The 19,578-nt window shown below is 74.0% G+C and carries 16 protein-coding genes and 1 pseudogene; 6 read left to right on the top strand and 11 right to left on the bottom strand.

Going from position 1 to position 19,578, the window contains the following annotated elements:
- Window positions 1–56: 56 nt before the first annotated feature.
- Window positions 57–758, top strand: a complete 702-nt coding sequence (locus tag EIZ62_RS25090) for a DUF2293 domain-containing protein (RefSeq protein ID WP_156696591.1) — start codon at window positions 57–59, stop codon at window positions 756–758.
- Between the two features lie 164 nt (window positions 759–922).
- Here EIZ62_RS25090 and EIZ62_RS25085 read toward each other — a convergent pair whose 3' ends face one another.
- The 6 genes from EIZ62_RS25085 to EIZ62_RS25060 form a co-directional block, all read right to left on the bottom strand.
- Window positions 923–1,687 carry a chaplin gene (locus EIZ62_RS25085; protein WP_156694943.1) on the bottom strand — a complete coding sequence of 255 codons (765 nt, stop codon included), beginning with the start codon at window positions 1,685–1,687 and terminating at the stop codon, window positions 923–925.
- Between the two features lie 204 nt (window positions 1,688–1,891).
- Window positions 1,892–3,271, bottom strand: a complete 1,380-nt coding sequence (locus EIZ62_RS25080; protein ID WP_156694942.1) for an SWIM zinc finger family protein — start codon at window positions 3,269–3,271, stop codon at window positions 1,892–1,894.
- On the bottom strand, window positions 3,268–6,249 hold the full coding sequence (locus EIZ62_RS25075; protein WP_244375961.1) for a DEAD/DEAH box helicase: 2,982 nt from the start codon (window positions 6,247–6,249) through the stop codon (window positions 3,268–3,270). Before EIZ62_RS25075 ends, EIZ62_RS25080 begins: the two co-directional genes overlap by 4 nt.
- A gap of 114 nt (window positions 6,250–6,363) precedes the next feature.
- Window positions 6,364–7,821: a carboxylesterase/lipase family protein gene (locus EIZ62_RS25070; protein ID WP_156694941.1), complete on the bottom strand. Its 1,458-nt coding sequence runs from the start codon at window positions 7,819–7,821 to the stop codon at window positions 6,364–6,366.
- Between the two features lie 131 nt (window positions 7,822–7,952).
- Complete coding sequence (locus EIZ62_RS25065) at window positions 7,953–8,396, bottom strand: DoxX family protein (protein WP_156694940.1); 444 nt, start codon at window positions 8,394–8,396, stop codon at window positions 7,953–7,955.
- Window positions 8,397–8,471: 75 nt separating this feature from the next.
- Window positions 8,472–9,167: a class I SAM-dependent methyltransferase gene (locus tag EIZ62_RS25060; protein WP_156694939.1), complete on the bottom strand. Its 696-nt coding sequence runs from the start codon at window positions 9,165–9,167 to the stop codon at window positions 8,472–8,474.
- A 116-nt stretch (window positions 9,168–9,283) separates the two neighbouring features.
- On the opposite strand from EIZ62_RS25060, the gene EIZ62_RS25055 reads away from it, so the two are divergent.
- From EIZ62_RS25055 to EIZ62_RS25045, 3 genes are all read left to right on the top strand, one after another.
- On the top strand, window positions 9,284–9,595 hold the full coding sequence (locus tag EIZ62_RS25055; RefSeq protein ID WP_156694938.1) for a DUF6343 family protein: 312 nt from the start codon (window positions 9,284–9,286) through the stop codon (window positions 9,593–9,595).
- A 257-nt stretch (window positions 9,596–9,852) separates the two neighbouring features.
- Window positions 9,853–10,419 carry a TetR/AcrR family transcriptional regulator gene (locus tag EIZ62_RS25050; protein WP_244375959.1) on the top strand — a complete coding sequence of 189 codons (567 nt, stop codon included), beginning with the start codon at window positions 9,853–9,855 and terminating at the stop codon, window positions 10,417–10,419.
- Window positions 10,416–10,982: a hypothetical protein gene (locus EIZ62_RS25045; RefSeq protein WP_156694936.1), complete on the top strand. Its 567-nt coding sequence runs from the start codon at window positions 10,416–10,418 to the stop codon at window positions 10,980–10,982. The genes EIZ62_RS25050 and EIZ62_RS25045 overlap by 4 nt, the downstream gene beginning before the upstream one ends.
- A gap of 259 nt (window positions 10,983–11,241) precedes the next feature.
- Here the strand turns inward: EIZ62_RS25045 and EIZ62_RS25040 are convergent, their stop codons facing one another.
- The 4 genes from EIZ62_RS25040 to rpsA all read right to left on the bottom strand — a co-directional run bounded on the left by EIZ62_RS25040 (window position 11,242) and on the right by rpsA (window position 15,003).
- Complete coding sequence (locus EIZ62_RS25040) at window positions 11,242–11,634, bottom strand: tetratricopeptide repeat protein (RefSeq protein WP_156694935.1); 393 nt, start codon at window positions 11,632–11,634, stop codon at window positions 11,242–11,244.
- A 93-nt stretch (window positions 11,635–11,727) separates the two neighbouring features.
- Window positions 11,728–12,327: a dephospho-CoA kinase gene (gene coaE, locus EIZ62_RS25035; protein WP_156694934.1), complete on the bottom strand. Its 600-nt coding sequence runs from the start codon at window positions 12,325–12,327 to the stop codon at window positions 11,728–11,730.
- 59 nt (window positions 12,328–12,386) lie between these two features.
- Window positions 12,387–13,268 carry a PAC2 family protein gene (locus EIZ62_RS25030; protein WP_425281886.1) on the bottom strand — a complete coding sequence of 294 codons (882 nt, stop codon included), beginning with the start codon at window positions 13,266–13,268 and terminating at the stop codon, window positions 12,387–12,389.
- A gap of 232 nt (window positions 13,269–13,500) precedes the next feature.
- Complete coding sequence (gene rpsA, locus EIZ62_RS25025) at window positions 13,501–15,003, bottom strand: 30S ribosomal protein S1 (protein ID WP_156694932.1); 1,503 nt, start codon at window positions 15,001–15,003, stop codon at window positions 13,501–13,503.
- 352 nt (window positions 15,004–15,355) lie between these two features.
- Between rpsA and EIZ62_RS25020 the strand changes: the two genes are divergently transcribed.
- Window positions 15,356–16,150, top strand: a complete 795-nt coding sequence (locus EIZ62_RS25020; protein ID WP_156694931.1) for a class I SAM-dependent methyltransferase — start codon at window positions 15,356–15,358, stop codon at window positions 16,148–16,150.
- A gap of 393 nt (window positions 16,151–16,543) precedes the next feature.
- Window positions 16,544–18,502 (top strand): annotated as a pseudogene (locus EIZ62_RS25015) (ATP-dependent helicase C-terminal domain-containing protein); the annotation flags it as partial.
- Here the strand turns inward: EIZ62_RS25015 and pgfA are convergent.
- Window positions 18,429–19,568, bottom strand: a complete 1,140-nt coding sequence (gene pgfA, locus EIZ62_RS25010; RefSeq protein ID WP_244375957.1) for a cell envelope lipid trafficking protein PgfA — start codon at window positions 19,566–19,568, stop codon at window positions 18,429–18,431. The pseudogene EIZ62_RS25015 and the gene pgfA sit on opposite strands and share 74 nt — an antisense overlap.
- Between the last annotated feature and the right edge of the window lie 10 nt (window positions 19,569–19,578).

Below are 19,578 nucleotides of genomic sequence, written 5' to 3'. Positions count from 1 at the left end.
GGGAATCACATCATCACCGGCGTACCCGAATCGAATGATTTTAGGAGTACGGAGTGATGGAGGCCGCGGCGACGCACCGGACGAGGGCCGCCGAGCGGCGCAGCCCACCCGCCCCGCTCGTGGTGGTCGAGCCGCTGCGGCGCCGCCACTGCGCGGAGTGCCGCGGCGGGCCCCTCCCCCGGCTGGTCATGGAGTTCAACGCGCCGCTGTGCCTGGACTGCGCCGATCTCGGCCACCTGGTCTACCTGCCGCGCGGCGAGGCGGCGCTCACCCGCCGGGCCCGGGAGGCGAGCGCCCTGTGGGCGGTGGTCGTACGCCACAACCGGCGCCGTACCCGGTACGAACGCCAGGGCATCCTCGTGGAGGAGGCCGCTCTCGTACGGGCCGAAGCGGCCTGTCTGGCGGACGCGGAGGCGCGGGCGCGCCGCCGGGCCAGGGACGCGGTGCGCCGGGCGGCCGAGGACGTGCGGTTCCGGGACGCGCTGACCGCCGAGATCCTGCGTCTGTTCCCCGGCTGCCCGCCGGAGCGGGCCGCCGGGATCGCGGCCCACGCCGGGGAGCGCGGCAGTGGCCGGGTGGGCCGCTCGGCGGCGGGGCGGGCGCTGGACGAGACCGCGGTCAGCGCCGCGGTGCGGGCGTCGGTGCGGCACCTGGACACCGAGTACGACGCCCTGTTGATGCGCGGTGTCCCCCGCCGCCAGGCGCGTGACCGCGTGGCACCGGTCATCGATTCGGTGCTGTCCGCCTGGCGGCGGTGACGTACGACCGGCCGGGCCCGGCGCGCGGGCCGACGGCGCCGGCCCGGGGCGCCGGCCGTTCAGGCACGGCCGGTCCTCCATGGGCGCGCCCGTGGTGCAGGTGCGCCCGTGGTCCCGGCGCGCCCGTCGTTCACGTGCGCCTGGCGTTCAGGTGCGCCTGGCGTTCAGGTGCGGTCGGCCGCGGGGCGGAAGCGGCGGTAGAGCAGGCCGCCGCCGAGCATCAGGCCCAGGGCCGCCGGGGCGCCGACGCCGATCAGGCCGGCACCGGCACCGGTCTCGGCCAGGGACGTCGAGCTGGTCTGCGGCTCCGGCGCGGGAGCCTGGTCGGCCGGCGCGGGCACCGGGACGGGCTCGTCGTGCTCCGGCGGCGCGACCGGCTCGGCGGGCTTCACCGGCTTGGTCGGCTTCGTCGGGGTCACCGGCGGCTTGCTGCCTCCGTTGCTGGACGCGTTGCCGAAGGCGGGGTTGAGGATCCCGACCACACCCACCGAGTTCCCGCTGATGTTGACCGGCAGGTCGACGGGGAGCTGGATGCCGTTGCCGGAGATCACTCCGGGGGACTTCACCGCTGCACCGTCCGCCGAGCCCCCGCCACCGTGGGAACTCCCGCTGCCATTGGCGCTTCCGCCGCTGCCGGCGTGGCCGCCGTGCGACGTGCCGGGGCGGTCCTTGTGCTGGTGTCCGCCGCCCTTGTTCTGGCACGTGTTGCCGGCCGCGGGGTTGAGCAGCCCGACCACATTGACGGTGTTCCCGCACACGTTGACGGGGACGTCCACCGGCAACTGCACGGCGTTGCCGGAGATGAGCCCCGGCGACTCGACCGCGGCGCCGGCCGCGTCGGAGTCGGCGTGCGCATAACCCGCCGAGAGAACGAGCGCGCCACCGGTGGCCATCAGGGTGACCAGACCATTTCGGCGAGTGTGCCTCATGGCTTCCTGCCTTCCGGAGAATGTCACGGGCACCCGCCCGCACCGGAATTAACGCCCTACAACCACGCTGGGTTATGACGCATCCGCCATTCACCCCATCGAGTGGCGATTCATTCGAACCCTCACAATCTTTACGCGGTGCCCCCGATCGCCCCGGTCGCGGACCGCACGCTGGGGCGGCCGACGGTCGCGGGGCGCCGGGCGTCAGCGCTCCAGCAGGTCGGTCAGCGCGCCGACCGGGTCCGCGTCGGGGGTGCCGCGCGGCCACCAGTCCTCGCGGTCGGGGTCCGACTCGTACCCGTACCAGAGGCCGTCGCGGCCGTAACGCAGTTGCAGCGAGCGGGTGGAGAGGCGGTTGCGCCAGGGGCGGAAGTGCGGGAGGTCGGCGGCGATCAGCGAGGGGCGGGCCCGGTCGAACGGTCCGGCGGGCGGGTCCCAGGGCTCCTCCAGGACGGCGAGCCCGGCCGGTCCGCCCTGGCGCCATGCCGCGACGGCGCGGGCCAGGTCCGATGGGGTGCGGTCGAGGGCGGCGGCGAGGTCGCGGTAGAGGGCGCGAGAGGAGGCGGTGAGCCCGGAGCCCGGGTGCGCGGCGGCGAGACGGACGGCGTCCTGCCAGGGGCTGAGGGCGGCGACGGGGTCCTGCCCGGTGGTCAGGAAGGTGTGCGCGCGGGTCGCGGCCTCGGTGGCCAGCATCTCCAGGGCCAACGGGTCCGGGGCGTACGGGTCCTCGGGGTACAGGGGCGGGCGGCCGGGCCGGTCCGGCACGGGCAGCGGAGGCGGCAGCGCGGCGGCGGGCGGGAAGGCGAGGGCCACGCGGGCGAGCACGCTGGGCATGGGCGGGGGCGCGGCGGTGGTCTCGGCCGCCTCGTGGGCGGCGTTGCGGTGGCTGAGTGCCGCGAGGATCTCCTGTTCGCCGCGACCGCGCATCAGGAACAGCACGAACGGGTCCTCGTCGAGGAGCCGCGCCGCCTGGTAGCAGAGCGCGGCCGCGTGCTTGCAGGGGTAACCGTGGTCGGGGCAGGAGCAGTCGGGGATCAGGTCTCCGGGGCCGGGCAGCAGGTCGACCACGGCGGCCAGGGCGTGCGGCACGTCCTTGTCGAGGAGGGCGGCGATGTGTTCGGGACGGGCGGCCGCCGCGTCCAGGAAACGCTCCCAGTCGCCGTCGCCGAGGACCCGCAGCCGGATCTCCGTGCGGTACGGGCGGGGGCGGCTGCCGTGGACGTAGGCGACGACCCGGCCCGGTGTCACCGTGATCGCGTCGACGTGTCCGGTGGACGCGTACGCCCGCCCGCGTGCCAGGCGGGCCGGGTCCAGGGCGGTGTCCTCCAGGGCGTCCACCCAGGCGTTGCCCCACCAGGTGGCCGCGAACTTCCCGTCGGCCCCCTGGGCGGGCGCCAGCTGGGGAAAGGTGCGGCGACGGTCGTCGTGCAGCGGGGTGCGCCGGGCGCCGCGCCCCGAGCCGGGCGGGGACCCGGAGCCGGGGCCGGGGCCCGAGCCGGGGCGCGAGGCGGGCTGCCCGAACCTGAAGCCGGAACCGGGACCGGAGCCGCGCTCCTGCCCGGAACCGGGGCGGTGCGGGGTCATGGCTGCCTCCTCAGCGAGACGAGGTCGGCCAGCTCGCGGTCGGTCAGCTCGGTGAGCGCCGCCTCGCCGGAGCCCAGAACCGCGTCCGCCAGGGCGCGTTTGGCCAGCAGCATCTCCGCGATGCGGTCCTCCACAGTCCCTTCGGCGATCAGCCGGTGGACCTGGACGGGCTGGGTCTGGCCGATGCGGTACGCCCGGTCGGTGGCCTGCTCCTCGACCGCAGGGTTCCACCAGCGGTCGTAGTGGACCACGTGCCCGGCGCGGGTGAGGTTGAGGCCGGTGCCGGCAGCCTTGAGGGACAGCACGAACACGGGCACCTCGCCAGACTGGAAGCGGTCCACCATGCGCTCCCGCTCCGCCACCGGCGTCCCCCCGTGCAGCAGTTGGGCCGGCACCGCTCGGGCCGCCAGGTGCGCGGTGAGGAGCCGGGCCATGGTCACGTACTGGGTGAAGACCAGCACGGAGCCGTCCTCGGCGATGACCGTGTCGAGCAGTTCGTCGAGGAGGGCGAGCTTCCCGGAACGGCCGGCCAGCCGGGCGGGCTCCTCCTTGAGGTACTGGGCCGGGTGGTTGCAGATCTGCTTCAGGGACGTCAGCAGCTTCATGACGAGCCCACGGCGCGCGATGCCCTCCGCGCCCTCGATCTGCGCCATCGTCTCGCGCACCACCGCCTCGTAGAGGGAGGCCTGTTCCCGGGTGAGGGGGACGGGATGGTCGGACTCCGTCTTGGGCGGCAGCTCGGGCACGATGCCCGGGTCCGACTTCTTGCGGCGCAGGAGGAAGGGGCGGACGAGCCGGGCGAGACGATCGACCGCCTCGTCGTTCTCGATCTGCTCGGCGTTCTCCACGGCGCGCGCGTGCCGGGAGCGGAACGCCTTGAGGGGGCCGAGGAGCCCGGGGGTGGTCCAGTCGAGCAGCGCCCACAGCTCGGAGAGGTTGTTCTCGACGGGCGTGCCGGTGAGGGCCACGCGCGCGGGGGCGGGGACGGTGCGCAGTGCCTTGGCGGTGGCGGAGAACGGGTTCTTGACGTGCTGGGCCTCGTCGGCGACGACCATCCCCCACTCGTGGGCGGCCAGTTGCTCCGCGCTGGTGCGCATCGTGCCGTACGTGGTGAGGACGAAGCCTCCGCCGGTGCCGTCCAGGGTGCGGTCGGTGCCGTGGAACCGGCGCACGGGCACACCGGGGGCGAACCGGGTGATCTCCCGCTGCCAGTTGCCCAGCAGGGAGGCGGGGCAGACGACGAGGGTGGGTGCCCGGTGCGCGCGGCGCAGGTGGAGGGCGATGAGGGTGACGGTCTTGCCGAGGCCCATGTCGTCGGCGAGGCAGCCGCCGAGGCCCAGCGACGTCATCAGGTCGAGCCAGGCCAGACCGCGCAGTTGGTAGTCGCGCAGCGTGGCGTCGAGGCCCGGTGGCGGGTCGACGCGGCCAGGGCCCGTCATCAGCCGGTCGCGCAGCACCGCGAGCGCCCCGGCGGGGACGGCCTCGACCGTCTCGCCGTCCACCTCGGCGGTCCCGCCGAGCGCCACGGCCAGCGCGTCGACCGGCTCCAGCAGGCCCAGCTCCCGCTTGCGCGCCTTGCGGACGAGCGCGGGGTCGACGACCACCCACTGGTCGCGCAGGCGCACGACGGGGCGGTGCGCCTCGGCGAGGGCGTCCATCTCCCGCTCGGTCAGCGGATCGCCGTCCAGGGCCAGCTGCCAATTGAACCGCAGCAGTTCCGCGCTGTCGAAGAACGCCGTGCCGTCGGTGGCCGAACCTGGCGCGGGCCGGACCACCGCGGCGGCGGTGAGCGACCGGGCCAGCTCCCTGGGCCAGTGCACGGTCACACCGGCCGCGCCGAGCCGGGCGGCGGCGGGTCCCAGCAGTTCGTACAGCTCGTCCTCGCCCAGCGGCAGGACGTCGGGGATCTCCCGTTCCAGCAGGCGGGCGAGTGGCGGCCAGACGCGGGCAGCGCGCCGCAGTGCCAGTACCGCGTCGATCCGGGCGCGCGGGCCGAAGTGGTCGGCTCCCTCCCCCGCCCAGAGCGCCGCCGCGTCGACGACCAGGGTGGGGTCGGCGAGGCTGTGGACCTGGACCAGGGCGGCGGCGGCCCGCCGTTCGTCGCCGCCCTCGTGGGTGGTGTCGAACAGCTCGTACCCGGACAGGTCCAGGCGCAGCGAGACCCGTACGCCGGCGTCCATGCCCGCCGCCGCCTCGGCGGCCCAGGCACGCGCGTGGGGCAGGCGCTGCGGGGTGCGGGCCGCGAACGGCGCCCCGGCGGCGTACGCGGCGGCCGGGGTACGGGGCAGTGTGTCGGCGACCGCGTCCAGGAACGTCCGCACGAGGGCCTCCGGCTCGGGCAGCCGGAGCGGGCGCGAGCCGGGGACGGGAACGGCGTGTGCTTCGGACGGCATCGCCGCCGCGACGGCCCGGAGGTGGGCGATGTCGTCGGCGTCCAGCGGGCCGGCCCGCCAGGCGTCCAGGTCGTCGGTGGTGAGCCCGGGCAGCAGCCGGCCGCGACCGGCGAGGTGCAGGGCGTGCAGCGCGGCGGCGCCCCAGCAGGCGGCCGCCGGGTGCGCGGCCGGGTCGTGTCGGGCGGCGACCAGCACGGGCAGGGCGTCGGCGACGGGGAGCACCACCGCCGGGACGGCACGGCTGCGCACGCCCGCGCCGTGCGCCCGCACCACGGTGATCGTCTCGCCACCCGAGCCGTCACGACCGGAGCCCTCACCACCGGGGCCGCCACCGGGGCCGCCACCAGGGTCGACGCCGGCACCATTCAGGCGGCCAACACCGCCGAAGCCGTCATCACCGGAGCCGCCACCGCCGCCGGACCCGTCACCTCCGGGGCCGCCCCGGCCGGACTCCCGGCCGGCCGGCCGCGGCGGTCCCGGGGGCAACGGGCGGGCGTCGGGGGACCAGAAGGCGACACGTCCCTCGCGCGGCAGCGCGGCGGGGAGGAAGACGGCGGCGCAGGTGTGCAGCGGGCGCTGCTCCATGGCCGGTCACCTCCCCTCACGCTGGTCGCTCCATCGATCTACGACCTTACGGCGGGGGTCTGACAATCGGCTCCTGCCGCCTCGCGGACGGCCTCCCACGGGGCGCCGGCCGGCTCAGCGGATGCCTTCCCACAGGGCGCGCTCGGCCCCGCGCAGGTCCTCCACCACACCCGGCGCGACGTCGTCGAAGATCATTGTTGCGCGGCTCCGCCGGTCGTACGCGGGCCAGCCCGGGTCACCGGTCGTCGCGAACGCCACCCACGCCCCGTGCATCGCGTCCGCCACATCCCGCGCCGGGTCCTCACCGATCATCGGTGCGTACACCGGGTCGCCGAGCCGGTCGAAGACGTAGGCCAGCTCACCGGCGTGGCAGGCGCCGAGCCGCCCGCCGAAGGCCGAGGACCGCCGGGCGAACTCGTACATGTACGACCCCGGCACCGACTCGGCCAGCCGGACGGCCGGGATCCGGTAGAACCAGTCCGTCACCAGCGCGTCGAAGATCTCTCCCGGCACGGCACCCGGGCGGGCGTCCCGGTAGACGGGGAGGGCCTTGTCCGGGTCGAGGCCGTACGCCTCCGCGGTGATACGGAGCTTGGCCTCCGGCAGGAGGTGCAGCCGTTCGGTGGGGACGAGGAAGAGCCGGTACTCTTCGCGGTTGCTGCCCACCAGCAGGTCCACGCCGCAGTCGGGCCCCGGCAGGCGCAGGCCGTCGGTCACCGGTTCGAAGGGCATGGCGTTGAGCGCCGCCTCGCCCCACAGGGCCGGGTCCGGGCGGGCAGCGATCTCGCCGCGCAGCTCCCCCTGGGCGGCGAGGAGCCGGTCGAGCGGAACGGCGGCGAAGGCCTCCGCCGTCGGTTCGACCGCCAGCTGCCCGGCCAGGTGGGCGCTGATGCGGCGAGCGGACTCGGGGCGGAGGAAATGGTGCGCGGCCCCGCTCTGGAGGATCGCCCGGTGGAACAGGCCGCGCGCCCGCGCCTCGCCGAGCAGGACGCCGATGCTCAGGGCGCCCGCGGACTCGCCGAAGAGGGTCACCCGGTCGGGGTCGCCACCGAAGGCCGCGATGTTGTCGCGCACCCATTCCAGCGCCGCGATCTGGTCGAGCAGGCCCCGGTTGTCCGGCGCGCCGTCCAGGTGCAGGAACCCGTCCGTGCCGACGCGGTAGTTGAGCGAGACGAACACGACGCCGTCCCGCGCGAAGGCACTCCCGTCGTACGCGGACGAGGACGCCGCCCCGTTGGCGAAGGCCCCGCCGTACAGCCACACCATCACCGGCAGACGGGCGCCGGGACCTGGCGAGGGCGTCCACACGTTGAGGTTGAGGCAGTCCTCGCCCGGGATCGTCGACTCGGGGATCAGGGTGTCGAAGGGCGGGGCGTAGGGCGCCTTCGGCGGGGTGGGGCCGTGGGCGGTCGCGTCCCGCGTCCCGCTCCACGCGCGCGGTGGCGCCGGTGACCGGAACCGGAGGGGCCCGAAGGGCGGGGCGGCGTACGGGATGCCGAGGAAGGACGCGATCCCGTCGGCCGACTCCCTCCCGCGTACCTCACCCTGCCTGGTCGTGCACACCGGTCCCATGGGCCCCTCCTTCGTCAGGTGCCTCTCTCGTACCGCGCCGCGTCGCCCCGCGTAAAGGCGCTTCCCGGTCGACGTCCCGGCACTGCCCCGCGTGAAGGCGCTCCCGGTCGGCGTCCCGCCTCCCGCCCGGCTCACCCACGGCCGCGGACCCGCGCCACCAGCCGGGCGGTGTCCGCGCGGCGGGCCCGGGCGACGACGGCGAGCAGCACCGCGAACACGACCGGGGTGTACCAGAACTCGGCGCCCAGGTAGGCGATCTGGGCGACCACGGCGCCGCCCATCACGCCGATGAGCGCGAGAGCCGCCACCCCGGACAGGGCGGGGATCACCAGGGCGACGGCGCCGGCCAGTTCGAGGCCGCCCACCAGGTACATGAACCAGTCGCCGAAGCCGATCGCGTCGAAGGACACCGCCGCCGAGGAGTGCCCGACCAGCTTGGGCCCGGCGCTCGGGATCGCGAAGAACAGGGCCAGGACGATCTGGAGCGCCCACACTCCGGTGTTCGCCCGGCGGGAGAGGGCGGGGGCGGTGGCGAGGGCGGGGCCGGTGGCGGTGGCGGGGGTGGTGGCGGTCATGTCGGTCTCCTCCTGCGGGCGTTGCCCGTGCGGTGTGTCGCTGTCGGAGGGGTAGACCCGAGGGCCGCCCGGAACTCATCGGTGCTTCGGCCGCGCCCGCACCCACGTGCCGTCGTCGGTCAGATACGTCTCGACGGTGAGGCCGGCCGCGTCCAGGCACGCCTCGAAGTCCCCTTTCGTCAGGGGCCGTGAGCGGAACGTCTGCGTCCAGCGGGCGTCGGGAAAGACGTACTCGGCCACCACCGAGTTCACCCCGTCCCCGACGGGCTCCGCCGAGGCGATCCGCACCGTGCACCCGGACGGGTCCTCGCGCTCGCGCGGCACCCGGGTGTGCCAGTCGACGCCTTCGCGCTGGACCAGTACGCACCCGTCGTCCGCCACGTGCCGCCGGCAGGCCGCGAGCAGCCCGTCGCGCACCGCGCGGTCACCGGTGTGCACCAGGAACGACGCCAGTAGTACGACGTCGAACCGCTCCTCCAGGTCCAGCGTCTCGATCGGGCTCTGTACGGTCCTGATGCCGGGGACCCGCTCACGTACCCGTGCCAGCATCTCGGCCGACTCGTCCACGGCGGTCACCGTCAGCCCGCGCTCCGACAGCGGCAGGGTGAGGCGGCCCACCCCGCTGCCCAGTTCCAGCATGGTCGCCCCCGCCGGCACGGCGGCGGCCACGATGCCGGGCTCGGCGCCCGCCACGAGCCTGCTGTACAGGTCGACCGCGCAACCGTCCGGCGTGATCGCGCCGGGACCCGTGCCCTCGTATCCCTCACGCATTCGTCCGCTCATGTGCTCTGAACGGCCGGCCGCACGGGCCCGTTCCGCCACGCGGTGATGTGGCCGGGATCGATCGGTCCACGGCCGGGTACCCGGCAGGCAGGAGAGCGATCACCATGCGTACGCGTACCGGCAGTGAACCGAGGACCGCCCGCAGTCCCCTCCGGATCCGCTTCTGGCTGGCGGTCTGGGGCCTCATCTGGGCGGGCGCCGGAACGGCGGCCTTCGCCCTGGCCGGCCGGCCCGGCTGGGCGGCGGCCTGCGGGCTCCTGGCCCTGGTCGTCCTGGTCGACCTGGCGCTCATCGTGCGCCACATCCGCCAGGGCCCGCACTACCAACCGGGACGCGACGTCCCACCGTACGAACCGGACGACGGGCGGTACGGCGACGCGCGCCGGGGCGGCGGGCCGCACGACGGGGGCGGCTAGGAAGTGTCCGGATCACCCGGGAGGGCCGCCGTGCTCGACCAGTGCCCCGACCCGAGCTGCAACCGCGCTCGTCCTGCCGACGGATCGGGAAGGCTGCCACCTGCTCACCAGGAACGCGGGCGGCCCCGAAACCGATATGGCATCGGTGACGGCGGGGTTGACGGGGGCACCCGGAGCACCCATGATGACTGACCAGTCAGTCATCTATGAGAGCTGGTCCGATGCCACGGAAAGTCGACTCGGCGGCCCGTCGGGACATGATCTTGGGCGCCGCCGTGCGGGTCTTCGCCCGGCAGGGCTTCGCCGCGACGCGGGTGGACGACATCGCCAAAGAGGCAGGGGTCGCCAAGGGCAGCGTCTACCTCTACTTCGACAGCAGGGAAGCCCTGCTCACGGCCGCGTTCGAGGCGTACGAGGCCGGTTCCCGGACACTGATCCAGCAGGCCCGTACCGGCACGGGGGACGCCCTGGAGCGGATCGCCTCGCTGGTGCGGTCGGTGGTGGGGATGGTCTCGGCAGAGCCGGAACTCACCCGGATCCTCGTCGACCTGTGGGCCGAGGGACGGCGGGGAGACGCTTCCCCGGTGGACATCGCGGCCGTCTACCGCGACCACCGCGCGGTGATCGCCGAACTGCTCGCCGCAGCCGAGGCCCAGGGGACCCTCCGCGCCGGGGTGGGCGAAGGCCACGCCGCCGTCGTCGTCGGGGCGATCGAGGGCTGCCTCCTGCAGTGGATCGTCGATCCGGCACTGCCGATCACGGATTTGGCCACGCCGATCGTCGAGGTGTGCGTCGAGGGCCTGCGCCGCAGGGAGCGGGTGTGAGGACCACGGGATCCATGACGGCGGTCCGGTGGCTCGACGCGCAGTTGGTGGTGCCGCGGGCCGACCGGGGCGAGCGGATCGTCTGTTACGCGGGCGCGCTGGCGGGCACCGTGTTCGCCGTGGCCCTCGCTCTGCACGCCGGGTACGCGGCGCTGCCGCTGATCGTGGTCGCCGTGGTGGCCTTCGACCTGTTCGGCGGCACGGTCGTCAACGCCACCCGGTCCGCCAAGCGCCGCTTCCACCGGCCGGGGCGTACGGCTCGGCACCACCTCACCTTCGTGGCGGTCCATGTCCAGCCGTTCGTCCTGGCCCTGCTCGTCCCGGGGTTCGGCTGGGCCGCCGCCGGTGTCGTCTACGGTGTCGTGCTGGGCGGGGCGGCAGTCGTGCTGGCCGCCCCGGCGAACCTGCGGCGGCCGGTCGCCTTCGCCGCCTCCGCGATGGCGATCACGGTGACGTCGACCGGGGCGGACCTACCGCGCGAACTGGCCTGGTTCGCGCCCGTTCTGGTGATCAAACTGCTGCTGGCCCACCTGCTCCCCGAGGAAGAGAACGTGTCCGGCTGACGGACCCGACCGACGGACCCGGCTGACGGACCCGGCCGACGGTTCGGCCCGGGAGTTCTCTCGGCGGCATCGCCGCTGGTCGACGGGCGGTACCCGGCAGCGGACGCTGGCCGGGTCGCCGCGACGGGAAAGCCGTGTGCGCGGTGATGGCCCACGCCGAGGCGAATCCCATGGTCGTGCCCCTCCCCAGGGTGCTCGTCGGTTCACGACGTTACGGGGCAGGTCTGACAACGGCCCCGGACAAGGGCCTGACCCGGGCCTACTCCTCCGGAGGCACGTCGGAGGGGAAGTCGACGGGGAAGCGGGCCGCCTCCAGGTACTCCGGCTTGGGGTCGAGCGCGGCGGCGAGCCGGAAGTGCCGCTTGGCCTGCTCGGGGCGGCCGGAGCGCTGGAAGGTGCGGGCCAGCGCGAAGTGCGCGAAGGCGTTGTCCGGCTCCCGCTCCAGCACCAGTTCGAACTCCAGCTCCGCGGGACGCAGCTGGGCGGCGGCGAAGAAGGCACGGGCGCGCAGCAGGCGGGCCGCGGTGTTGTCCGGGTGGGCGGCGATCACGGAATCGAGGAGCTTGACGGCACCGCGAGGGTCACGGGCGGCGAGGAGCTGCTCCGCCGCGCGGTAGTCGATCACGTGGGTCTCCGGGTTGGTCTCGGGCACGCTCACATCCTTCCCTCGCTCCGGCTCTTCAACATGCGCGGGACGGGCGGTATTCCTCCGCCCCGGCCCACCCGCCCCCCTTGGCGGCGGCCCTTACGCGGCGGCGTGTCCGGCGAGCCGGGCCCACACCTCGCGCACCTGGGGTTCCAGCGCCTCCAGGGGGCCGTCGTTGTCGACGACCAGGTCCGCGACGGCTCGCCGCTGCTCCCGGGTGGCCTGCGCGGCCATCCGGGCACGGGCCTCGTCCTCGGTCATCCCGCGCAGCCGCTGGAGCCGGTCCAGCTGGGTCTCGGGGGACGCGTCGACGACCACCACGACGTCGTAGAGCGGGGCCAGGCCGTTCTCGGTGAGCAGCGGGACGTCGTGGACGACCACCGCGTCCGGCCCGGCGGCCGCCTCCAGCTCGGCCGAGCGGGCGCCGACGAGGGGGTGGACGATCGCGTTCAGCGTGGCCAGCCGTTCGGGGTCGGAGAAGACGATAGAGCCGAGCTTCGGGCGGTCGAGGGCGCCCCCGGCCGTGAGGACCTCCGGCCCGAACGCCTCCACCACGGCCGCGAGCCCCGGCGTTCCGGGCTCGACGACCTCACGGGCGATCTTGTCGGCGTCGACCACCACCGCCCCGTAGGAGGACAGGAGCCTTGACACCTCGCTCTTTCCGGCGCCGATTCCGCCGGTCAACCCAACCTTCAGCATGTGCCGCAGCCTAGGCCCTCGCCCCGCCGAGCCCCCACCGGGCTCCCGCCGGACACTCCCTAGAGATCGCCCTCCCGCTCGGCGAGGAAGCGCTCAAACTCGCGGCCCAGCTCGTCCGCCGACGGCAGGTCCACCGGCTCGGCGACCAGGCTGCCGCGCGTCTCGGCGCCCGCCATCGCGTCGTACTGGTGCTCAAGGCCCTGGACGAGCGCGGTCAGCTCCTCGTCGCCCTCGCCGATCTGGCGCTCTATCTCGGTCTGGGTGCGCTGGGCCTCCGTGCGCAGCGAGTGCGCGAGGCCCGGCAGGACCAGGCCGGTGGCCGCCGTGATCGCTTCCAGGGCGGTCAGCGCCGCGTCCGGGTAGGAGGAGCGGGCCACGTAGTGCGGGACGTGGGCGGCGACGCCCAGGACGTCGTGCCCGGCTTCCATGAGCCGGTACTCGACGAGCGCTTCGGCGCTGCCCGGCACCTGCGCCTCGTCGAAGGGGCTGCGATGCCCCGGCATCAGGTCGGTGCGGTTGCCGTGCGGGGTGATGCCGACGGGGCGGGTGTGGGGGACGCCCATGGGGATGCCGTGGAAGTTGACCGAGAGCCGCACCCCGAGCCGCTCGACGATCTGCCGTACGGCGGCGGCGAACCGCTCCCACTCGACGTCCGGCTCCGGCCCGGACAGCAGCAGGAACGGCGCCCCGGTGGCGTCCTGGACGAGGCGGACCTCCATGGCCGGGGTCTCGTACCCCGTCCAGCGGTCGCGCCTGAAGGTGAGCAGCGGGCGACGCGCGCGGTAGTCCACGAGCCGGTCGTGGTCGAAGCGGGCCACGACCTGGTGGGGCAGCGACTCCAGCAGGCCGTCGACGATCTGGTCGCCGGTCTCACCCGCGTCGATGTATCCGTCGAAGTGGTAGAGCATGACCAGGCCGGCCGACTCCTGTGCCAGCGCCATGTCGACGACGGCCAGGCCCTTCGGCTCCCATGCGTACAAATCCTGCGGATCAAGCACGATTACCGCTCCTCCTCGTGTTCGTCGGGAAGAACGCCGCCCGGCGTACGGGCATTCCCCGGCGGCCCGGAGAGTCTTCACCGCCGGGTCTCCGTCACGAACACGACTGAGGCCCGCCCCCTTTCGGGGACGGGCCTCAGTGCTACTGCCTACTGCTCAGCGCTGAACCAGGGGTTCAGCTCTGGCCGCCGGCCAGCTTCTCGCGGAGGGCAGCCAGGGCCTCGTCCGACGCCAGGGCGCCGGAGTTGTCGTCCGACTCCGAGGAGTACGAGCCGCCGGAGGCGCCCGCCGGGGCACCGGCCGGAGCGGCGGGGCCACCCTCGGCAGCGGCGGCCTCGTCGGCCTCGCGGGACTTGATGACCTGGGCCTGGTGCTGCTCGAAGCGCTGCTGCGCCTCGGCGTACTGGGTCTCCCAGGCCTCGCGCTGCGTCTCGTAGCCCTCGAGCCAGTCGTTGGTCTCCGGGTCGAAGCCCTCGGGGTAGATGTAGTTCCCCTGGTCGTCGTACGACGCGGCCATGCCGTACAGGGTCGGGTCGAACTCGACCGAGGCCGGGTCGGCACCGAAGGACTCGTTGGCCTGCTTCAGCGAGAGGCTGATGCGACGACGCTCGAGGTCGATGTCGATGACCTTGACGAAGATCTCGTCGTTGACCTGGACGACCTGCTCCGGGATCTCCACGTGGCGCTCGGCCAGCTCGGAGATGTGGACCAGACCCTCGATGCCCTCGTCCACGCGGACGAACGCACCGAACGGAACCAGCTTGGTGACCTTACCCGGGACGACCTGACCGATCTGGTGCGTACGGGCGAACTGCTGCCACGGGTCCTCCTGCGTCGCCTTCAGCGACAGGGAGACACGCTCGCGGTCCATGTCGACGTCGAGGACCTCGACGGTGACTTCCTGGCCGACCTCGACAACCTCGGACGGGTGGTCGATGTGCTTCCAGGACAGCTCGGAGACGTGGACCAGACCGTCGACGCCACCCAGGTCGACGAACGCACCGAAGTTGACGATCGAGGAGACGACGCCGGAGCGGACCTGACCCTTCTGCAGGGTCGTGAGGAACGTCTGGCGCACCTCGGACTGGGTCTGCTCGAGCCAGGCGCGGCGGGACAGGACCACGTTGTTGCGGTTCTTGTCCAGCTCGATGATCTTCGCCTCGAGCTCCTTGCCCACGTAGGGCTGGAGGTCGCGGACACGACGCATCTCGACGAGGGAGGCCGGCAGGAAGCCACGGAGGCCGATGTCGAGGATGAGACCACCCTTGACGACCTCGATGACGGTACCGGTGACGATGCCGTCCTCTTCCTTGATCTTCTCGATGGTGCCCCAGGCACGCTCGTACTGGGCGCGCTTCTTCGAGAGGATCAGGCGGCCTTCCTTGTCCTCCTTCTGGAGAACAAGGGCCTCGATCTCGTCGCCGACCTTGACGACCTCGTTCGGGTCGACGTCGTGCTTGATCGAGAGCTCGCGGCTCGGGATGACACCTTCGGTCTTGTAACCGATGTCGAGCAGGACCTCGTCCCGGTCGACCTTCACGATGACGCCGTCGACGATGTCGCCGTCGTTGAAGTACTTGATCGTCTCGTCGATCGCGGCGAGGAAGGCTTCCTCGTTACCGATGTCGTTGACCGCAACCTGCGGGGTGGTGGCGGTGGTCTCGGTGCTGCTCGTCATGTGGGAAAGGGCTCCGGTACGGACATTGAAGTCGTAGGTACTGCTACGCCGAGAGCCCGTATCGCAGCTGAAGAAGCCGGACAGCCAAGGAAGCGCCGGAATCCCGCGAGGGAGAGGCGCCTCGACAACCGAGGGGACATACAACAGATGCGAGCGCGACCTGCTCCGTCTGAGGCGCGCAGGCCCGCAGCGCAACCTTTAGCATACGGGGACGGCCGGACACGGTCAATGCGCGAAGGCGCACACCCGGGGCAGAACGTCGTATTCCCGGCACATTTAAAGTTTCCCAAGGCCATCGTGGCCGCGGCCGCCGCTTCCGGAAGGCCGTGCGCAACCTACAACGGCGGGCGGGATGATCCAAGAGTACGAGCCTGAGGCAACCCGGCGCCACGCCGGTGACCAGGAGAGCAGCCGGGCGAGCCGCGGCTGGTGGGACCGGAACGCGGACGAGTACCAGAGCGAGCACGGCGCCTTCCTCGGGGACGACCGTTTCGTATGGGGGCCGGAGGGGCTGGACGAGGCCGGGGCGGGCCTGCTGGGGGACGTCGCGGGGCGGGACGTGCTGGAGATCGGCGCGGGCGCGGCCCAGTGCTCGCGCTGGCTGGCCGCCCGGGGCGCCCGGCCGGTCGCGCTGGACCTGTCGCACCGCCAGCTCCAGCACGCGCTGCGCATCGGGGCGGACGTGCCGCTGGTGGAGGCCGACGCCGGAGCGCTGCCCTTCCGGGACGGCTCCTTCGACCTGGCGTGCTCGGCGTACGGGGCGGTGCCCTTCGTGGCCGATCCGGTGCGGGTGTTCCGGGAGGTGCGCAGGGTGCTGAGGCCCGGCGGGCGGTGGGTGTTCTCGGTGACCCATCCGATCCGGTGGGCGTTCCCCGACGAGCCGGGGCCGGAGGGCCTGTCCGTGTCGGCCTCCTACTTCGACCGCACCCCTTATGTGGAGCAGGACGACGCGGGGCGGGCCCTGTACGTGGAGCACCACCGCACCCTCGGGGACCGGGTGCGGGACGTGGTGGCGGGCGGGTTCCGCCTGGTGGACCTGGTCGAGCCGGAGTGGCCCGCCTGGAACAGCCAGGAGTGGGGCGGCTGGTCGCCCCTGCGCGGCAACCTGATCCCGGGTACGGCGATCTTCGTGTGCGAGCGCGCGTGATGCGTGCCGAGGCGCGGGACCTGGCCGTACGCACCGCCCTGCCGGACCTGGAGCGGGCGCTGGCCGGGCCGGGGGCGGCGGTGCTGTGCGCACCGCCCGGGACCGGGAAGACGACCCTGGTGCCGCTCGCGCTCGCCGAGGGCGGCGCGCGGGTCCTGGTCGCCGAGCCGCGGCGGATCGCGGCGCGGGCGGCGGCCCGGCGGATGGCCTGGCTGCTGGGCGAGCGGGTGGGCGGCCGCGTGGGTTTCACGGTGCGCGGCGAGCGGGTGGTCTCGCGCGGGACGGTCGTCGAGGTGGTGACGACGGGCGTGCTGCTCCAGCGACTCCAGCGGGACCAGGAGCTGCCCGGGGTGGACGTGGTGTGGCTGGGCACGGCTGCTGGGCGGGGCCCCGGTGGTGGAGGCGACGGGGACGGCCCACCCGGTGGAGGTCGTATGGGCTCCCCCGGCCGGGACGGTGCGCCCGCCGCACGGCACGCGAGTGGACCCCGCGCTGCTCGCGCACGTCGCGTCGGTGGTGCGGCGGGCGCTGGCCGAGCGGACCGGTGACGTGCTGTGCTTCCTGCCCGGTGTCGGGGAGATCGCGCGCGTGGCGGGCCTTTTGTCGTCCGTGGACGCGGAGGTGCTCCAGGTGCACGGACGGGCGCCGGCGGCCGTGCAGGACGCGGTGCTGTCCCCGGGGCGGGGCCGCCGGGTGGTGCTGGCGACGTCGGTGGCCGAGTCGTCGCTGACGGTTCCGGGCGTGCGGGTGGTGGTGGACTCGGGGCTGGCCCGTGAGCCGCGCGTGGACCATGCGCGGGGGCTCGGTTCGCTGACGACGGTACGGGCGTCCCGGGCGGCCGCCCGGCAGCGCGCGGGCCGGGCGGGGCGCGAGGCGCCGGGCGTGGTCTACCGGTGCTGGACGGAGGCGGAGGACGGGCGCCTGTCCCGGTTCCCGGCGCCCGAGATCCAGGTGGCCGACCTCGCGGGGTTCGCCCTTCAGGCGGCGGCCTGGGGCGACCCCGACGCCGCGGGCCTGGCGCTGCTGGACGCGCCGCCGGCGGGTGCGATGGCCGCCGCGCGGTCGGTGCTGGCGGCGATCGGCGCCGTGGACGCGGCGGGCCGGGTGACGGACCGGGGCGTGCGGATGTCGCGGCTGGGCGTGCACCCGCGGCTGGCCCGGGCCCTGCTGGACGGGGCTCCGCTGGTGGGTGCGCGGCGGGCGGCCGAGGTGGTGGCCCTGCTGAGCGAGGAGCCGCCCCGGGAGTACGGCGACGACCTGGCGTACGCGTGGCGCGCGGCCCGCCGGGGCGGTGACGCGTACGGGGCGCGCTGGCGGCAGGAGGCGGGGCGGCTGGCCCGGCAGCTGGACGGCGCGGGCGCCGCGGGGCCGGCGCGGCGCGAGGGCTCCTCTCCGCAGGTCGCGGCCGGCCCGGACGGCGGCGCCCGTCCTGAGGGCGCCGGTGGTCTGCCGGACGACGCCGTCGTGGGTACCGTCACGTCGCTCGCCTACCCGGAGCGGGTGGCGCGGGCCCGGGGCGAGGAGGCGTTCCTGATGGCTTCGGGTACGGGCGCGGAGCTCGCCCAGGGCTCCCGGTTGCGGGGGTCGGCGTGGCTGGCCGTGGCCGTCGCGGACCGGCCCGCGCACGCCGCCTCCGCGCGCGTGCGGCTGGCCGCCGTGGTGGACGAGGACATCGCGCGGGCGGCGGCCCGGCACCTGTGCGTGTCGGGCGAGGAGGTGCGGTGGGAGGACGGTGACGTGGTCGCGCGGTCGGTGGAGCGGCTGGGCGCCGTCGAGACCGCCGTACGGCCGCTGAGGGATCCGGATCCAGGACTCGTGCGGGACGCCTTGCTGGAGGGGCTGCGGCGGGAGGGGCCGGGGTTGTTGCGCTGGTCGCGGGAGGCGGAGGAGTTGCGCCGGCGGCTGGCCTTCCTGCACCGGGTGCTGGGCGCTCCGTGGCCGGACGTTTCGGACGCGGCGCTGCTGGACGGTGCCGGGCGGTGGCTGGAGCCGGAGCTGTCGAGGGCGCGGCGCCGCGCGGACCTGGGCCGGATCGACGCGGGGCAGTGCCTCCAGCGTCTGCTGCCGTGGGCGACGGGGGACGCGGCCCGGCTGGAGGAGCTGGCGCCGGAGCGGATCGAGGTGCCGAGCGGGTCGTGGATCCGTGTCGACTACGGCGGTGAGCAGCCGGTGCTGGCGGTGAAGCTCCAGGAGATGTTCGGCCTCGCCGAAACGCCCTCCATAGCGGGTGTTCCGGTGCTGGTGCACCTGCTGTCGCCGGCGGGGCGCCCGGCCGCGGTCACGGCGGATCTGGCGTCGTTCTGGCGCGAGGGGTACCGGTCGGTCCGCGCGGAGCTGCGCGGGCGCTATCCGAGGCATCCGTGGCCGGAGGACCCGGCGGCGGCTCGGGCGACGCGCCGGACGAACGCGCGCCGCTGACGACGGGCGGCCGGCCGGTCCCGCTGCCGGGCGGGCCGCCGGTCCCGCCGCCCGGTGTGCGGCGGGACCTCGCCTCCAGCCACAGGGACAGTGCCGCCAGTCCCGTACCGAGGATCAGGAAGCTCCGGGGCAGGTACGAGGTCATCAGCAGGACCAGGCGGCGCTGGCCGCGCACCAGGTCGACGGTGTGGGCGAGGTAGTCCTCGCGCATCCTGACGTGTCCGGCGAACGCGGTGACCTTGTCGCGGCCGCCGAGCAGGGTGCCGCCGCGCAGTTCCTCGCGGTGGATCTCCTCGCCGTTGACGGGGGCGCCGGTGACCGGCTCGACCCAGAACATGCGCCGGGTGGTGTACCAGCGGGTGGTGCCGGTCTGCTGTTCCAGCTTCGAGGCATCGATGCCGGGCAGGGGCATCTTCTTCGGGTACGGGACCTTCGTCCAGGGGACGGTCTGCTCGAAGTAGTACACCTCCAGGCCGCGGAAGGTGCGCGCGCCCTTGTAGTGGATGGGCGCGGAGGTGCGGGTCTGGGCGTCGAAGTACGCGTAGTCCCGTTTTTCGGTGAGGAAGGGCCACTTGAACTCGATGCCCTCGCGCCGTACGGGGGTGCCGTCGACCGTTTCGCCGGTGGCGTGCACGGGGTCCTGGGTGTGGGCGTCGAAGATGTAGCGCTCGGGTATCTGGGACACCGTCGCCCCGTCCGGGCCGGTCACGTGGGAGAGGGCGTCCCAGACGACGACGTCACGGCCGGCGTGGCGTTCGATCCTCCGGGACTCCTCGACGTTGCCCTTGAGGGTCTGGACGATGGTGACCCTGTCGACCTGCTCGGCCTGCATCGTGTCGTACCGCAGGAGGGTGGCGGGTTTCGCCTCCAGGACCATCTCCTGGTACTGGCCGGCCGGGATCTTGGCGAGCCGCGGGAAGGCGTACCACCGCAGGGTGGGTGCCATGGCGGTGAAGAACACCGCGAAGGAGAGGAGGACGAGGGCGGCTCTGTGGCGCATGGCGGGCGCC

The sequence above is a fragment of the Streptomyces ficellus genome, assembly GCF_009739905.1.
Classification (GTDB): Bacteria; Actinomycetota; Actinomycetes; order Streptomycetales; family Streptomycetaceae; genus Streptomyces; species Streptomyces ficellus_A.
The sequence above is the reverse complement of the archived record's forward strand: the minus strand, read 5'-3'. Positions and strand labels throughout refer to the sequence as shown.

Coding starts and splice junctions, on each gene's coding strand:
- EIZ62_RS25090 (WP_156696591.1), top strand. CDS start 57: ATGGAGGCCGCGGCGACGCACCGGACGAGGGCCGCCGAGCGGCGCAGC.
- EIZ62_RS25085 (WP_156694943.1), bottom strand. CDS start 1,687: ATGAGGCACACTCGCCGAAATGGTCTGGTCACCCTGATGGCCACCGGT.
- EIZ62_RS25080 (WP_156694942.1), bottom strand. CDS start 3,271: ATGACCCCGCACCGCCCCGGTTCCGGGCAGGAGCGCGGCTCCGGTCCC.
- EIZ62_RS25075 (WP_244375961.1), bottom strand. CDS start 6,249: ATGGAGCAGCGCCCGCTGCACACCTGCGCCGCCGTCTTCCTCCCCGCC.
- EIZ62_RS25070 (WP_156694941.1), bottom strand. CDS start 7,821: ATGGGACCGGTGTGCACGACCAGGCAGGGTGAGGTACGCGGGAGGGAG.
- EIZ62_RS25065 (WP_156694940.1), bottom strand. CDS start 8,396: ATGACCGCCACCACCCCCGCCACCGCCACCGGCCCCGCCCTCGCCACC.
- EIZ62_RS25060 (WP_156694939.1), bottom strand. CDS start 9,167: ATGCGTGAGGGATACGAGGGCACGGGTCCCGGCGCGATCACGCCGGAC.
- EIZ62_RS25055 (WP_156694938.1), top strand. CDS start 9,284: ATGCGTACGCGTACCGGCAGTGAACCGAGGACCGCCCGCAGTCCCCTC.
- EIZ62_RS25050 (WP_244375959.1), top strand. CDS start 9,853: ATGATCTTGGGCGCCGCCGTGCGGGTCTTCGCCCGGCAGGGCTTCGCC.
- coaE (WP_156694934.1), bottom strand. CDS start 12,327: ATGCTGAAGGTTGGGTTGACCGGCGGAATCGGCGCCGGAAAGAGCGAG.
- EIZ62_RS25030 (WP_425281886.1), bottom strand. CDS start 13,268: ATGGCGCTGGCACAGGAGTCGGCCGGCCTGGTCATGCTCTACCACTTC.
- rpsA (WP_156694932.1), bottom strand. CDS start 15,003: ATGACGAGCAGCACCGAGACCACCGCCACCACCCCGCAGGTTGCGGTC.
- EIZ62_RS25020 (WP_156694931.1), top strand. CDS start 15,356: ATGATCCAAGAGTACGAGCCTGAGGCAACCCGGCGCCACGCCGGTGAC.
- pgfA (WP_244375957.1), bottom strand. CDS start 19,568: ATGCGCCACAGAGCCGCCCTCGTCCTCCTCTCCTTCGCGGTGTTCTTC.